The organism is Pseudomonas asiatica (assembly GCF_009932335.1).
Lineage (GTDB): Bacteria > Pseudomonadota > Gammaproteobacteria > Pseudomonadales > Pseudomonadaceae > Aquipseudomonas > Aquipseudomonas asiatica.
The window spans coordinates 3211755-3224765 of record NZ_BLJF01000001.1; the positions used below are offsets into that span (position 1 = coordinate 3211755).

The window sequence follows — 13011 nt, forward strand, 5'->3', positions numbered from 1 at the left end:
AAAAACTCACTCCAATAGCCGAGGCAAGACCATCGATACGAAACGCTGCAGAGGTGCACCGTCGCGCAGGACCTTGCCGCGCATGACCGCACCTTCCCAGCCTTCGACGATGACACTGGCCAGCGCTTCGGCGTCGTGAGTTTCAGAGAGTTCGCGGCGCTGCTGCGCTTCACGCAGGCAGCTCGCGAGCAAACCTTCCCAGCGCGCCAGCACATCGGCCAGACGCTTGCGGGTTTGTTCGCTGCCATTGGACATTTCCAGGGACAGGTTGCCAATCAGGCAACCCAGGCTGTATTCATGCTCGCCGTGCTCGAGCACCAGGGCCTGGAAGAACTGGCCGATGCGCTCCAGCGGCTTGACCCGGGCGTCGTAGAAGATCGGCCCGTGGCGGGTTTCGATCGAGGTCCAGTATTCCTCGAGGATCTCTGCCGCGAAGTCTTCCTTGCTGGCGAAGTAGTTGTAGAAAGAGCCCTTGGGAATCTCGGCAGCGGCGGTGATGTCCTGGACGCCGCAGCCGTTGAAGCCACGGTTGTGAACCACCTGGCGGCCAATCGACAGCAAACGGGATCTGACTTCGAGGTTGACCGGGCGAGCCATGACAGAGACATCCAGTGATGAGAAAGTTTTAATAAACTAACTGGTCATCTATGTTTCGTCAACAGTCGAATTGACTGCCAATCAGTCCGCCTGCGCCATCTCGATGTACTCGAGCATCTTCTCGTTGCCATCGAGAATGTCACGGCAGATGGCCGCCCGTGCCGCCGCGCCATCGCGGCGCTTGAGTGCGTCGAGCACTTCCCAGTGATGGTCGATGGCCATGCGCTCGTTGAAGTTGCCATAGGCACGGGCGATCAGTGGGCCGGTGCGCATCCACAGGCTATCGAGCAAACCCGCCAGCACCGGCATGCGCGCGATGGTGGTCAGCGCGTAGTGAAATTGCTGATTGCACTTGAGAGCGGCTTGCAAGTCCTGGGCGTTGATCGCGGCGATGTTGTTTTCGATGCAGGCTTGCAGGTCTGCGAGTTCGCTGTCGGTCACCAGCGCGGCGGCCGTCTCCGCAGCCAGGCCTTCAAGCGCCAGGCGGATGCTGCGGATCTCGCCGTATTGCGCGGCGGTGAGGATGGGTACGCGGATGTCACGCGGGGTCTTGAGGATCAGCGCCTGTTCCTTGGCCAGTTGCAGGATCGCGTCGCGCACCGGTGTGACGCTGGTGCCCAGTTGTTCGGCCAGGTCGCGGATGCGCAGGCGGTCATCGGGCTGGAAACGCCCGGTGATCAGTGCCTCGCGCAGCAACTCGTAGATGCCACTGCCCAGGTAAGAGTGATTGAGGGTTTGAATAGGGTAGGGGTTGCTCATTGATCGCTCATCTGCGGCGGATGCCCGGCCCGAATGATGGAAGTTTCCGGCCGGGATTTCCAGATTATTTCAGACGTGCTGACCACCGTTGACATGAATCTCCGAACCGTTGATGTACGACGCGCCTCGGGTGCAGAGGAAATGCACCAGGGATGCGACTTCTTCCGGCTTGCCCAAGCGGTGCATGGGGATCTGCTGATCGACGATCAGTTCGGTCCCGGCAGACAGGATCGACGTCTCGATCTCACCCGGTGCAATCGCATTGACGGGGTTTGGGGAGCAATGGAACCAAAAACCAACGTAAGCTCTGAATCCCACCGTAAAGGGGCTTTCCGATCTCCAGCTCACCCGCCAGGCATTACTCTCTGATCAGTGCCTCGATGATCGGGCAGATCGTTCCGCCGTCTCCCGCATCACATTGCTGCACCAGTTCGCCTAACAGTTGCTGCATGACGACCAAGTCGGCCATCTTCTGCTCGATCAACGCGAGCTTGCGTGCAGCCCGTGCTCGCGTTTCTGTGGGAGGAAAATAAAGTGTCATCCTAACTACAGGACCCTGCAACGTAGCAATTCCTGCAAAAATCCATTTAAAACAATGACTTATTTCAATTCTGCCATCTGCAAGCGTTTTGTGGGGATGGAGGCCGGAATCATTAAAGTATCATCCTAATTTTCGCTCAACCTTGGAAAATGCTGAGAATCGTAAAAATAAAGTTTCATCCTTTCCGCTACTAGTTCAAGGCTTTCCCGCCGCTTTCTTCCGGCCGCCGGCAACAACGCTGCTTGGCTGAGGCGATCCACTTGCGCTACCGCTCACTGATCAGATCGCACTTGAACTCGACGAGCAGCCAACCATCAGGCCGAGCGTGATCGCCAAAAAAAAGGTTCATCGCGCTTTCCCGGGGAAGGCAGCCTTGATTTTCAGGAAAAAGTATTCCGAGTCCCGAAAACCATAGGCCATACGCTTGATCACCTTGATGCGGTTGTTGACGCCCTCAAGGACGCTGGTATGCATATGGAAGTTGGCACTGGCGAGGATGCCTCGGGCGTATTTGCGCAGGTTGCGAGCGAAGCGCTGTAGCGGCGCGAGGCCGCTGTCCCGGGCGTGCCGCAACCAGGTTCGCCAGCGGCGCCAGCCCTCTCGTACGCTGGGGGCGAACCAGACATCCTTCAGCGCATCCTTGAGGACATAGACCGTAGCCAGCGGCTGGTTGGCCGCGAGTAGTTCTTGAAGCTGCACGGCTTGTCCGTCCTTCAGGTTGTTGCGATTGCGCAGCAGCAGCCAGCGGCTTTGCTTGACCGCCTTTCGTGCCGGCTTGTCTTCGCGCAGGAGGTTGGCCTGGTCAACCCGGATACGGTCGATCACATCCCGACCGTAGCGCGCGACGACGTGAAACAGGTCGTACACCACTTCGGCTTGCGGGCAATGCTTCTTCACCTCCAAATCAAAAGCCGTGTTCATGTCCATGGCCACCGCCTCTATCTGCTGGCAGTGCTTGCCGAGCAATTCAAAGAACGGGCGGACCGCCTCGCGGCTGTTGCCGTGGCCGACCCACAATACCCGCGTTCGCTCGGCATCCATGATGACCGTGGCATAGCGATGCCCTTTGTGCAGGGCGAACTCGTCCATCACCAGGCGGCGGACACCGGTTGAATCGCAGTTGCCTACCTCGGCTTGAAGGCGTCGTTTATCGAGCGTTTTGAGGGTGTGCCAATGCAGGCCGGTGAGCTGGCTGACGTGGCTGATCGGCAGCAGCCGCAGCAAGCTTTCGAGCCATATCCGTAACCGCTGGGTCAGCCGAGATGCTGGCTCCAACCAGTCGATCCGCTCGGTCACCCGCCCACAACTCAGGCAATCGACTCGGCGCACTGGTAGTTGAAGCAGGACGCGCTGATCGAACAGATCACGATCACGCACCAGACGAATCCGGCGATCGTGAATCAACGGGCTGAACTGGCCACAACGCCCGCACTTAGGAAGAGAGCCGGCTTGAGGTTCAAGCTCAATGAGGAGGGTGTTATCGGTAGATGGGCGACAGGTAACGGCGTCGTAGCCTGGCCAGAAAGCGGCAAGATCAATAGGATGCACGGCGACAGCAGGGACAGGTGAAGGGTGTGTTTGGCGACTGCCAATTTACCTGCTTCCCTGACTGTCAACTCGCTCTTCCCCCAGACTCCGCGAAGAACCAATTTTATGCGGTGGTACAACAACGAGCACCGACATAGCCGCATCCGGTTCGTCACACCGGCTGAGCGGCATCGAGGGCTGGACCATCAGGTCTTGGCCCGGCGACATGAGTTGTACGAACGAGCCAAGGAAAACAAACCGGAGCGGTGGTCAGGCCGGACGCGTAACTGGGAACCGATCGGCACCGTGTTGTTGAACCAGGATCGAGAGCAACAGAACGAGAAAATGGCGGCATAGTTAGACGGTTGACGCGACAACTACCTTGAAAAATGCCGTCATGGTAGCTAAGCTAGCACCCCACTAACAATATCGCTATCAGCACATACCGCACCCTGTTCGAACTAATGGATTGTGATGGACACACCAAATAACTCACTGTATGAGGCAACCCATGAAAAAGCAATTAAAAATAATTCTGCTCGCGTCCCACCTGGCTCTGTTTGGCGCGGGAGTTGGGCTAGGGATCTATATACTTCCGATTTTGACAGCACAAGAAAACGCCACCATCGCCGAAATTGAAGAAGTGCAAAAGGTGGCAAAGTATAGCGGAGAGTTCAAGAAAGATCAGAAAGGCAGCGACGCCCTTCACTGGGCGAATGGACAACTTTTTGTTACGGATAACGAAATTGTATTTAAAGGTGATGTAGCACCTGGTCCAGACTACAAAATTTACCTGACAAAGAAACAAGCCACCGACAAAGAATCGTTTTTGGACATAAAGAAAGAAGCAATTCTGATTGGCGAATTGAAAAACTTCGGGAATTTCAAGAAAACCATTCCTGCAAGCGTCAACGTCAACGAGTTTACAACGGTCCAAATATGGTGCGAGCATTTCTCTAAGTTCATCGGCTCCGCAAAATATCAGTAAACAAGCTTAAACTTGGATCTTGCCTGTTCACGAATAACATGCGCCTCATGCCAATGGAAATTAAAGTCTTGCCGGGCATGAGGCCTCCCCTCCACGTCTAGATTCTTGAAGTCAAAATTGACCTCAACCGACCCTCAGACACTGACTACGATGCCTGCATACCCTGAAGCGGTTCACCAGATGGGCTTGCGACAGAGATAAGTACGCGCCAACCTCAGATGCCGCTAAGGCTCTATACGCCGCCTTATCGGAATGGGTGGAATTTTGCGCGCGAGCGTCTAATGTTATCCAAGAGCGAGGGCTCTGATTAGTCCCGTCTCCCATGAAGATTCGCAGACTAAGACCCCTATTAAATCTGTAACATTTCGCTAGTTAAACGTTCATAGTGGAGATAAATAAAATGATTTCTTTACTGTGGGGTGAAATTAACCATATCGACAATGTTAGACCCATAGACGATGAGGACCTGCCATGTCTAAATGAAATATTTGAAATATTGAAAAAGCACAACTGCATAGACAGATTTGGCGTGGCACTACTGCACAAACACTTTGATCTACAAGAAGATGAGGTGCTTCTGGAAACAACCGATGTGGATGGGCGCGAACAGTGGATCAGGCCGATTAAAGAAAGTTACTTAAAAGAAAACCGCATTGAAGCGCAAACAACCCTCGTATGTTACTCCGATGCAGGCCTGTCTCGGATGTGTGTTTGCGCGCGAGGGCCTGATGGTCATATAGGAAGACATGCCAGTACTCCAAGCATGGACTAAGTGTCAAAAATAGCTGGCGTGATAAGCGCAATGGAGGGAGCGTGGAGTGGATAAATATTGCCTCGGATGCCGTGAAAATTGGTATGGGAGCGTTGATCGCTGGAATGTTTGGCTATCTCGTCGCGCTGACCAATACTTCGGCAGAGACCAAAAAACTTCATATCACTAAAAAACAACTGCAGCTGGATAAGGTTATAGAAATACTCAATTCATTCCATAAAAATTATGCACACTATAGAGCCAATGTAAGAAATTACACAGGGCGGTTACAGGAGCTGAGTGCAACACGGTTATTGAATTGAAGCTGGAGCATCATGCCGCATAGCCATAGCTTCCTGCATCACCTCGTCCATAACCTCGATCGGACACTTGAAGTCGAAGCGCTTACGGGGGCGCATGTTCAGTTGCAGTGCGATGGCATCCAGTTCCTCCTGGCTATGCACCGACAAGTCCGTGCCCTTGGGCAGGTACTGGCGGATCAGGCCATTGATGTTTTCGTTACTGCCGCGCTGCCAAGGGCTGTGCGGGTCGCAGAAGTAAATCGCCACCCCGGTCTGCTGGGTGATTTCAGCATGCCGCGCCATTTCTCGGCCCTGGTCGTAGGTCATGCTCTTGCGCATCGCCAGCGGCATGCCATTGAGCGCTGCACTGAAGCCTTCCATCGCCGAGGTCGCCGTCGCGTCGTTCATCTTCACCAGCATCAGGTAGCCACTGGTGCGCTCCACCAGCGTACCTACAGACGAGGCGTTGGCCTTGCCCTTGATCAGGTCGCCTTCCCAATGCCCTGGCATCAGTCGGTCTTCGATCTCCGGCGGACGTACATGAATACTGACCCTCTCAGGGATCTGACCGCGCCGATCCACGCCGCCAGAGCGCGGCCTGCGCATCGTCTTGCTTTGGCGCAGGCAGATGATCAGCTCTTTACGCAGCTCGCCGACTGGCAAGGCATAGATCGCGTTATAGATCGTCTCGCGACAGACGTAGGCATCTCTGAGGCTGGGAATATTCATGCTGCGCAGCTTGCCGGCAATCTGCTCGGGAGACAAACGCTCACGCAGCATATGCGCCACCAATTCGAAGCGCTCGCTACCCGGCAACAGCTTTTGCTTCGGTCGACACACCTGACGGCGGGCCTGCATCTGCTGCTGGGCCACGCGGGCCGAGTAGCCGCCACAGGCATCTCGATTGCGGCGCAGCTCCCGGCTGATGGTCGAAGGGGATCGGTTGATCAAGCAGGCGATCCCGCGCAGGCTGAAACCTTGGGCATGACCGATTTGAATGGTGGCGCGCTCTTCAACGCTGAGTTCGGAATAAGACATAGGGACAGCACCGTACCGGAAAGGTCAGGTGTTGCACTCAGTTTTCGCCGCCGCCCCCTTATTATCACTGCGAGGTGAATAGCTTTTCTGCCAATTGATTATGCCAATGCGATTCTCTTCGCCGAAGATTTCGTCCATGAGCATGCCAAGTCTAAATAGTTCCCTATGATCAATACAGATAGCCATAACCCCGCCTGGGGTTAGCATCTCACGCATCATCCAGATTCTGGGTGTCATGAAGCGCAACCATTTGCTGTGCTTGGACCCATCATCTTTAGGAACTACATCGCCGAGATCTGGATCGTTTGGATCCTTGTCCCACTTGTCGTTATAGCGGAAGTCCTCGCCGGTGTTGTACGGCGGGTCTGTTACTACAAGATCAACTTGACCACGATATTTATAGAGCGTGACCATCGCAGAAAGGTTTTCACCGTCCCAGATCTCATTCTCTGACTGGGCGGTTTCCTCTCCAAAGGATACTTTCTTGATAATACGATGCAGCTTCGGCTTGACCTGGCGGATGATCTGCCAGGGAGCAGCCCGCCCGGTGTAACTCATAACGATGCCATTCTTGCCAGCATCGGCAAGCGCCGCATCATGCTCCTGCAGCATACGGACCAAGGCGGCCCTCGGCAGTTGTTCGTAATCCATGCTTGCCCCTTGAATTCGTGCGGCGGCACCGAAAAGCTGAAAATTCTAGTACCGCTCGTGGATGCTTCACCATCCCTAGGGTGGCGAGTGTACTTGTGAACGTATTGATTTGGCTGTTAAACCGTTGAAAAAGACGGATCAACTGAGTTCCAAACGGGCTGCGTACTGGCTGGCAGATGCGAATCCGGCGCACGCCGCTCCCTTCTGGGCTCAAGCCCGCGAAGCGGGCATAAAGAACCCGGCCGAGGCCGGGATCCTTATGGGCTTATGGGCCGGCGTATTGGTCTGCCCAGTCCAAAGCCGGTGCCACGGGAGCTTGCACCTCCTGAGGCCAGGTTTTGGAGCCCACTGCAAATCGCCCGTAACCCATTAAAAGATAGCTGGGCATCCGACGAAAAGAGCACCAAGGCACCATTACCCTTGAGCTACAGCGCCGCTACGGGGCACCAGTTTGATTTCAACGCGGCGATTTTGGGCGCGACCCTCGGCGGTGTCGTTGGGGGCAATGGGCGAGCTGGAGCCTGCACCAAAGGTTTGCAGGCGCGAAGGATCGACGCCATTGCTGCGCAAAGAGAAAAAGGGGACTGATTTATGTGCGCCAGGCAAAGCTTGGTCGCCTGGGAATGACGGCGCAAGCCGTCACGAAATGGCGTAAGAAACCCAGCGGGTATGACCCCCGCCCGGTAAAGGTTAGCCACCGACCGGAAGCGAGTCTTGCGTGGTGACCGGGTAACCGGCGCTGCGAAGCGTAGACAGCAGAAAAGGGGATTTATTTTCCCTACTCTAAAACGGCCGCTGTTGGCCGATTGCTGCCTGTCGTGGACGACCGTTTAACTTCAAAGCCTGACTGGATTGCAAACTGCTGACACGCGTAGATTCTGTTTTCGACTCGTTTAATGCCGTCGATGCCAGGCCATAAACAGAGAGGAAACAACCGCTCGAAAATTCGAGCCATAGACTCTAGAGCCAGTGGGTAGTCGGAGTCATGTTCCTGCAACCATCAAATCCAGATTCTGCACCGCCGCTCCAGCGGCTCCCTTCCCAAGATTGTCAAACACCGCAGCCAACAAAACCTGCCCCGTCTCATCATTTTCACACACCACCAATCGCAAACTATCAGTCCCGTTAAGCGCCTGAGGATCAAGGCACGTCAACCCTTTGGCCTCCTGCATCGACATCACCTGTACATGGTCCGCATCGACGTAGTGCTGCATAAGACACGCATGCAACCGCACCGCATCCACGCCCGGCGCCAACAAGCGAAGTTGCAACGGTATGGTCAGCACGATCCCCTGCCGAAAAGCCCCATAAGCCGGCACAAACATCGGCCGCTCCATCAGACCGCTTTGCTGCTGAATCTCCGGAATATGTTTGTGTGCCAGCCCCAGACCATAAACCTGAAACGCGGGCGCCTGTGATGCGCCCTCTCCCTCATGCTCTTGCACGCCAACGCGCCCTTTTCCGGAATAGCCCGACACAGCATGAATGTTCGTCGGATAGTCCCTGGGCAGCAACCCGGCCTCCAGCAATGGGCGCAGCAGCCCTATCGCCCCCGTGGGATAGCAACCGGGATTGCTGACCCGCCGTGCCGTGGCGATGCGTTGGGCCTGCTGCGAGTTCATCTCCGCGAAACCATAGGTCCAGTCTAGATGGGTGCGGTGCGCCGAACTCGCATCGATCACCCGAACGGCGGGGTTTTCGATGCTCGCTACAGCGTCGCGTGCGGCTTGGTCGGGCAAGCAGAGAATCGCGATGTCGCAGGCGTTGATGATTTCGGCGCGACGTTGCGGATCCTTGCGATGTTCGGGGCTGAGCGTGATAAGCCGCAGATCGGTCCGGTCGCGTAGACGTTGATGGATTTGCAACCCGGTGGTGCCTTGGTCGCCGTCGATGAATATAAGAGGACTTGCCATGGAATGCTCTCGGACATAGGAAATCAGGAGTTCCAATCTTCAGTGAGGGGCTAAGATAGGAAAAGTTGAATTTCTAAACGATGAAATTCAGCTTTTCTGAACAAGGAGTGACTCATGCGCGAAATCAGCCTGGACCGTCTGCGCACGTTGGTGGCCATTGCCGACCTGGGTTCGTTTGCCGAGGCGGCCCGTGTGCTGCACCTCGCGCCACCCACGGTCAGTTTGCATATTGCCGACCTGGAGTCGCGGGTTGGCGGAAAGCTGTTGTCGCGCACACGTGGGCGCATTCAGCCTTCGGCGATTGGAGAAACGCTGGTGGAGCGCGCGCGGCGCCTGTTGGCGGATGCGGAGCAGGCGCTTGAGGACGTGGAGCGTCAGGTGCAGGGCTTGGCCGGGCGTGTGCGGCTGGGTGCCTCCACAGGGGCCATCGCACAGTTGATGCCGCAAGCTTTGGAGACGTTGGGCCAACGCCACCCGCTATCGATGTGCAGGTCGCGGTGCTCACGTCGCAGGAAACTTTGAAGAAGCTTGCCGAGGGCTCTTTGGAGATCGGTCTGGTCGCGCTGCCACAGACCCCGGTGAAGGAATTGCGGATCGAGCCATGGCGGCGGGACCCGGTCATGGCCTTCTTGCCGGCTCGCTGGGAATGCCCGGATGTTGTGACCCCCGGTTGGCTGGCCGCCCAGCCATTAATTCTGAATGACAAAACTACTCGGCTTTCGCGCTTGACCTCGGAGTGGTTCGCCAGTGATGGACGGCAGCCCACGCCGCGTATTCAACTGAACTACAACGATGCGATCAAAAGCCTAGTGGCGGCCGGTTATGGTGCGACGTTGTTGCCGCATGAAGCCTCCACGCCATTGCCCGATACCAGGATCGTCATGCGGCCATTACAGCCCTTATTGTGGCGTCAACTTGGTATTGCCCACCGTGGTGGGGACGTCGAGCGGCCTACGCAACATGTGCTGGATGTGTTGTGGGGGTTGAGTGCGGGCTAGGGCGATGTTGTCAGAGAAAGGACCGCTTTCGACCCGGTCATACGGTGATTGAGGTCCCAGGCGTCAGCTACCGCACCTGAAGCCGTCGTTCATCGCTCCAAAGCCGGTGCCTGTCTCCGTTCGCCCAGGCCAGGGTGTCGTAGTACTTGTGCAGCAGCTCGGTAATGGCGGCGGTGTCGTCGGTCATGGGGTTTCCTTGGGGTTGGCGGTGAGGACTGCCTGGACGCGTGCTTGCAGCGCGGGCAGCACGTCTTGTTGGAACCAGGGGTTGCGCACCAGCCAGCGATTGTTGCGCGGGCTAGGGTGAGGCAGGGGGAACGCTTGCGGCCAGTGCTCGCGCCAGGCTTCGACCACCCGGGTGAGCGGCGTCTTGCCAGTACCGAGGTGGTAGTCCATGGCGTAGCTGCCCAGCACGATGACCAGCGACAGGCGCTCGAAACGCTGCATGAAGGCTTCGCGCCAGGCGGGGGGCGCACTCCGGGCGTAGCGGCAGGTCACCGCTTTTGCCGGTGCCCGGATAACAGAAGCCCATGGGCAGAATGGCGATGCGGGTAGGGTCGTAGAAGGTGTCGCGGTCCACGCCCAGCCAGGCGCGCAGACGCGCGCCGCTGGCGTCGTCGAAGGGCACGCCTGAGGCATGGACCCGGGCCCCCGGTGCTTGGCCGGCGATGAGGATGGGCGCACTCGGGTGAAACTGGAAGACCGGCTGCACGCCGTGTGGCAGATGCGGTGCGCAGCGCGTGCAGGCGCGGACGTCGGTCAGAAAGGCGTCGAGTGTCGGCATGGCGCGCTTCCGGAAAGGGTGGCTCGCGCAGGACGGAGGTGCCATCCTGCGCGAAGCGTAACCCGGCAGCAAGTCAGTGCTGGGTCAGTGTCGGATAGCCCTGGATGAATACGCGGTCGGTCTTGGCCGCCGGCACATGGCAGCCCATGCAGTCGGCTTCGTAGCTGACGGCGACATTCTTGGCGGGGGCGTCGGCCTTGAACAGCGCCCAGCCCCAGCCGTCGCCCCACAAGGGGTTGCTGGCGAAACGGCCTTTGGCGTCCTAGACCATCACGAACCACACGGCCGCATCGGAACCCCAGACCACAGGGTTGCCAGTGGTCATGGCGCTGGTTTCGAGCTTGCGGATCTCTTTCACCAGCGTGGCGCCGTCCAAGAACTTGCCGGTCTTGCGGTAGTGCTCGGCCGAGGCCTTTTCGGTGTACACATCGTGCAAGCCGCGAGAGGCGGATTTTTCGTCCAACACCGCATATGAGCCCAGGTGGACGAAGTTTGTGCGGAAGTCTGTGGGGCGGCTGATGCCGCCCTGGCTGTCCACATAGGGCGAAAAGTCGCCGGCCGTGACGGCCAGTGGCAGGACGAGGGCGCTGGCGAGCAGAGCGCCGGTGAGTGCGATTTTCATCGTGTTCTCCTTATATGCCTATGGAGATCAGACGGCGACCACGGGGAAATCCACCGTGGTGTCGGCGATGTGGTTGGTGTAGTTGGTGAGCGTGTTCAGCGCGACGTTGGCGATCACTTCCAGTATCAGGCCGTCGTCGAGCCCCGCGCGGCGGTAGTTGGCCATGGCGTCGGCCGACACCACGCCGCGTTGCTCGACCAGCGCGCGGGCAAAGCCGGCGATTGCATCGTCAAGTGCGTTGGCCGCCTGGCCGGTGCGGGCCGCGGCGATGGCCTCTGCCGACAGTCCGGCACCTTTGCCGATCAGGGTGTGTGCGCTCAGGCAATACTGGCAGCGATTGGCTTGACCGGCAGCGAGCGCAACGATCTCGCGCTGGGAGGCATTCAGGCGGCCGGTGCCCAGCGTTTCGGACAAGCCGAGGTAGCCATTGAGCGCCGCCGGCGCGTGGGCCAGCGTGGCGAACAGGTTCGGCACCATGCCAAGCTTGGCTTTGACGGCCTTGAGTGTGGCAGCGGTAGCGGCGTCAGCGGTGTCGATGGTCAGGGGGGCGATTTGGGTCATGTCTATCTCCGTAGTGGGTGAGGTGCAAGAGCACGTGGGCATGATCGCCCTTTGTTTGGTACGATATGGCACGTAAAGTATCAAATACGTAACCTATCGTCTTATATGGAGAGTGGAATGGCGGATCGACTGGCCGGCTTGCTCCGGCACTACTCGCTTTCGGCGCGCGTTTTTCACAGCGGCGCCTTCTGTGGGCAGCATCATTACGCGGCGCCGCATGGCTATATCCATCTGGTGCGGCGCGGCCCGATTACGGTGCGTTCGCCCGTGCATGAAGATCTGCTGGTTACCGAGCCGAGCCTGCTGTTTTATCCGCGCGTGGCGTCGCATCGTTTTGTCGCCGCCCCCGGCGATACCGCTGAGCGGTTGTGTGCGGAGGTCGACCTGGGCGCTTCGACGGGCAATCCGTTGGCCATGGCCTTGCCGTCGATGCTGCTGATTCCGTTGGCGGACTTGCCCGGCCTCGGGCCGACGCTAGAGTTGCTGTTTGCCGAAGCCGAGCGCGACCAGTGCGGTCGGCAGGCCGCCATCGACCGCTTGTGCGAGTTGCTACTGATCCAGTTGCTGCGTTATCTGATGGATGGGCGGCTTGGCGCCACCGGACTGCTGGCGGGCCTGGCCGACCCGAAACTCGCGCGCGCCATAACCGCCATGCACGATGCGCCGCAGACCGCGTGGTCGCTCGAGGCGCTGGCGGCGAAGGCGGGCATGTCACGCGCGCGCTTCGCCGCCGCGTTCAAGGACGCGGTGGGCGTCACGCCGGGCGACTATCTGGCCGACTGGCGGATGAACGTCAGTTGCACCCTGCTCAAGCAGGGGCGGCCGGTGGCGGTGGTGGCCGACCGCGTCGGCTACGGCAGCCCGAACGCTCTGGCGCGCGCCTTCCGCGTGCGCATGGGCTGCGCCCCGCGCGACTGGCTGGCGCAGCAGCGCGGTGACGCGGCGCTCAGCGGTTCGTGAGTTTGAGTTCGATTCGCCG

At 58.2% G+C, this 13011-nt stretch carries 12 protein-coding genes and 7 pseudogenes; 6 read left to right on the forward strand and 13 right to left on the reverse strand.

Translation table 11 applies throughout. From position 1 onward, the window contains the following. Positions 1–6: 6 nt before the first annotated feature. The 5 genes and pseudogenes from GYA95_RS14895 to GYA95_RS14915 all read right to left on the reverse strand — a co-directional run bounded on the left by GYA95_RS14895 (position 7) and on the right by GYA95_RS14915 (position 3445). The gene (locus tag GYA95_RS14895; protein WP_003465041.1) at positions 7–597 is read right to left on the reverse strand and encodes a TetR/AcrR family transcriptional regulator; all 591 of its coding nucleotides are present in this window, start codon (positions 595–597) and stop codon (positions 7–9) included. 81 nt (positions 598–678) lie between these two features. After that, the gene (locus GYA95_RS14900; protein ID WP_016487046.1) at positions 679–1356 is read right to left on the reverse strand and encodes a GntR family transcriptional regulator; all 678 of its coding nucleotides are present in this window, start codon (positions 1354–1356) and stop codon (positions 679–681) included. A gap of 69 nt (positions 1357–1425) precedes the next feature. Next, positions 1426–1623, reverse strand: a pseudogene (locus GYA95_RS14905) (SDR family oxidoreductase); the annotation flags it as partial. Positions 1624–1714: 91 nt separating this feature from the next. Continuing rightward, positions 1715–1873 (reverse strand): annotated as a pseudogene (locus GYA95_RS14910) (MerR family transcriptional regulator); the annotation flags it as partial. 369 nt (positions 1874–2242) lie between these two features. Beyond that, the gene (locus GYA95_RS14915; protein WP_161551420.1) at positions 2243–3445 is read right to left on the reverse strand and encodes an ISL3 family transposase; all 1203 of its coding nucleotides are present in this window, start codon (positions 3443–3445) and stop codon (positions 2243–2245) included. A 99-nt stretch (positions 3446–3544) separates the two neighbouring features. Here GYA95_RS14915 and GYA95_RS14920 point away from each other — a divergent pair. The 4 genes and pseudogenes from GYA95_RS14920 to GYA95_RS14935 form a co-directional block, all read left to right on the forward strand. Then, positions 3545–3781: pseudogene (locus GYA95_RS14920) on the forward strand (IS3 family transposase); the annotation flags it as partial. A 154-nt stretch (positions 3782–3935) separates the two neighbouring features. Next, entirely contained in the window at positions 3936–4412 is a 477-nt protein-coding gene (locus GYA95_RS14925) for a DM13 domain-containing protein (RefSeq protein WP_011711661.1), read from the forward strand. A gap of 400 nt (positions 4413–4812) precedes the next feature. Next, positions 4813–5184 carry a hypothetical protein gene (locus GYA95_RS14930; protein WP_052959448.1) on the forward strand — a complete coding sequence of 124 codons (372 nt, stop codon included), beginning with the start codon at positions 4813–4815 and terminating at the stop codon, positions 5182–5184. Positions 5185–5225: 41 nt separating this feature from the next. Next, a complete protein-coding gene (locus tag GYA95_RS14935) occupies positions 5226–5486 on the forward strand; it encodes a hypothetical protein (RefSeq protein WP_047296649.1) in 261 nt (86 codons plus the stop codon). Here the strand turns inward: GYA95_RS14935 and GYA95_RS14940 are convergent. The 4 genes and pseudogenes from GYA95_RS14940 to argC form a co-directional block, all read right to left on the reverse strand. Continuing rightward, positions 5475–6503 (reverse strand): IS30 family transposase, encoded by a 1029-nt coding sequence (locus tag GYA95_RS14940; RefSeq protein ID WP_003465026.1) that lies wholly within the window; start codon positions 6501–6503, stop codon positions 5475–5477. The genes GYA95_RS14935 and GYA95_RS14940 overlap by 12 nt on opposite strands. A gap of 24 nt (positions 6504–6527) precedes the next feature. Then, a complete protein-coding gene (locus GYA95_RS14945) occupies positions 6528–7154 on the reverse strand; it encodes a DNA methyltransferase (RefSeq protein WP_003465024.1) in 627 nt (208 codons plus the stop codon). A gap of 414 nt (positions 7155–7568) precedes the next feature. Further along, a pseudogene (locus tag GYA95_RS27930) lies at positions 7569–7724 on the reverse strand (OmpA family protein); the annotation flags it as partial. 413 nt (positions 7725–8137) lie between these two features. Next, positions 8138–9067, reverse strand: coding sequence for an N-acetyl-gamma-glutamyl-phosphate reductase (gene argC / locus GYA95_RS14950; RefSeq protein WP_049275860.1), 930 nt, complete (start codon positions 9065–9067; stop codon positions 8138–8140). Positions 9068–9181: 114 nt separating this feature from the next. Between argC and GYA95_RS14955 the strand changes: the two are divergent. Further along, a pseudogene (locus GYA95_RS14955) lies at positions 9182–10065 on the forward strand (LysR family transcriptional regulator). 183 nt (positions 10066–10248) lie between these two features. On the opposite strand, the gene GYA95_RS27790 reads toward GYA95_RS14955, so the two are convergent. The 4 genes and pseudogenes from GYA95_RS27790 to GYA95_RS14970 form a co-directional block, all read right to left on the reverse strand. After that, on the reverse strand, positions 10249–10512 hold the full coding sequence (locus GYA95_RS27790) for a uracil-DNA glycosylase family protein (RefSeq protein ID WP_003830781.1): 264 nt from the start codon (positions 10510–10512) through the stop codon (positions 10249–10251). 61 nt (positions 10513–10573) lie between these two features. Then, positions 10574–10894: pseudogene (locus GYA95_RS28485) on the reverse strand (uracil-DNA glycosylase family protein); the annotation flags it as partial. Positions 10895–10922: 28 nt separating this feature from the next. Beyond that, a pseudogene (locus GYA95_RS14965) lies at positions 10923–11471 on the reverse strand (cytochrome P460 family protein). Between the two features lie 27 nt (positions 11472–11498). After that, positions 11499–12074 (reverse strand): carboxymuconolactone decarboxylase family protein, encoded by a 576-nt coding sequence (locus GYA95_RS14970; protein ID WP_003464997.1) that lies wholly within the window; start codon positions 12072–12074, stop codon positions 11499–11501. Between the two features lie 75 nt (positions 12075–12149). Here GYA95_RS14970 and GYA95_RS14975 point away from each other — a divergent pair, with 75 nt between their 5' ends. Continuing rightward, positions 12150–12992 carry a helix-turn-helix transcriptional regulator gene (locus GYA95_RS14975; RefSeq protein ID WP_049275859.1) on the forward strand — a complete coding sequence of 281 codons (843 nt, stop codon included), beginning with the start codon at positions 12150–12152 and terminating at the stop codon, positions 12990–12992. The last annotated feature ends 19 nt before the right edge of the window (positions 12993–13011 follow it).

Excerpts from the sequence above, each read along its gene's own strand:
- GYA95_RS14895 (WP_003465041.1), bottom strand. The coding sequence starts at position 597 with ATGGCTCGCCCGGTCAACCTCGAAGTCAGATCCCGTTTGCTGTCGATT.
- GYA95_RS14900 (WP_016487046.1), bottom strand. The coding sequence starts at position 1,356 with ATGAGCAACCCCTACCCTATTCAAACCCTCAATCACTCTTACCTGGGC.
- GYA95_RS14925 (WP_011711661.1), top strand. The coding sequence starts at position 3,936 with ATGAAAAAGCAATTAAAAATAATTCTGCTCGCGTCCCACCTGGCTCTG.
- GYA95_RS14930 (WP_052959448.1), top strand. The coding sequence starts at position 4,813 with ATGATTTCTTTACTGTGGGGTGAAATTAACCATATCGACAATGTTAGA.
- GYA95_RS14940 (WP_003465026.1), bottom strand. The coding sequence starts at position 6,503 with ATGTCTTATTCCGAACTCAGCGTTGAAGAGCGCGCCACCATTCAAATC.
- GYA95_RS14945 (WP_003465024.1), bottom strand. The coding sequence starts at position 7,154 with ATGGATTACGAACAACTGCCGAGGGCCGCCTTGGTCCGTATGCTGCAG.
- argC (WP_049275860.1), bottom strand. The coding sequence starts at position 9,067 with ATGGCAAGTCCTCTTATATTCATCGACGGCGACCAAGGCACCACCGGG.
- GYA95_RS27790 (WP_003830781.1), bottom strand. The coding sequence starts at position 10,512 with ATGCAGCGTTTCGAGCGCCTGTCGCTGGTCATCGTGCTGGGCAGCTAC.
- GYA95_RS14970 (WP_003464997.1), bottom strand. The coding sequence starts at position 12,074 with ATGCCCACGTGCTCTTGCACCTCACCCACTACGGAGATAGACATGACC.
- GYA95_RS14975 (WP_049275859.1), top strand. The coding sequence starts at position 12,150 with ATGGCGGATCGACTGGCCGGCTTGCTCCGGCACTACTCGCTTTCGGCG.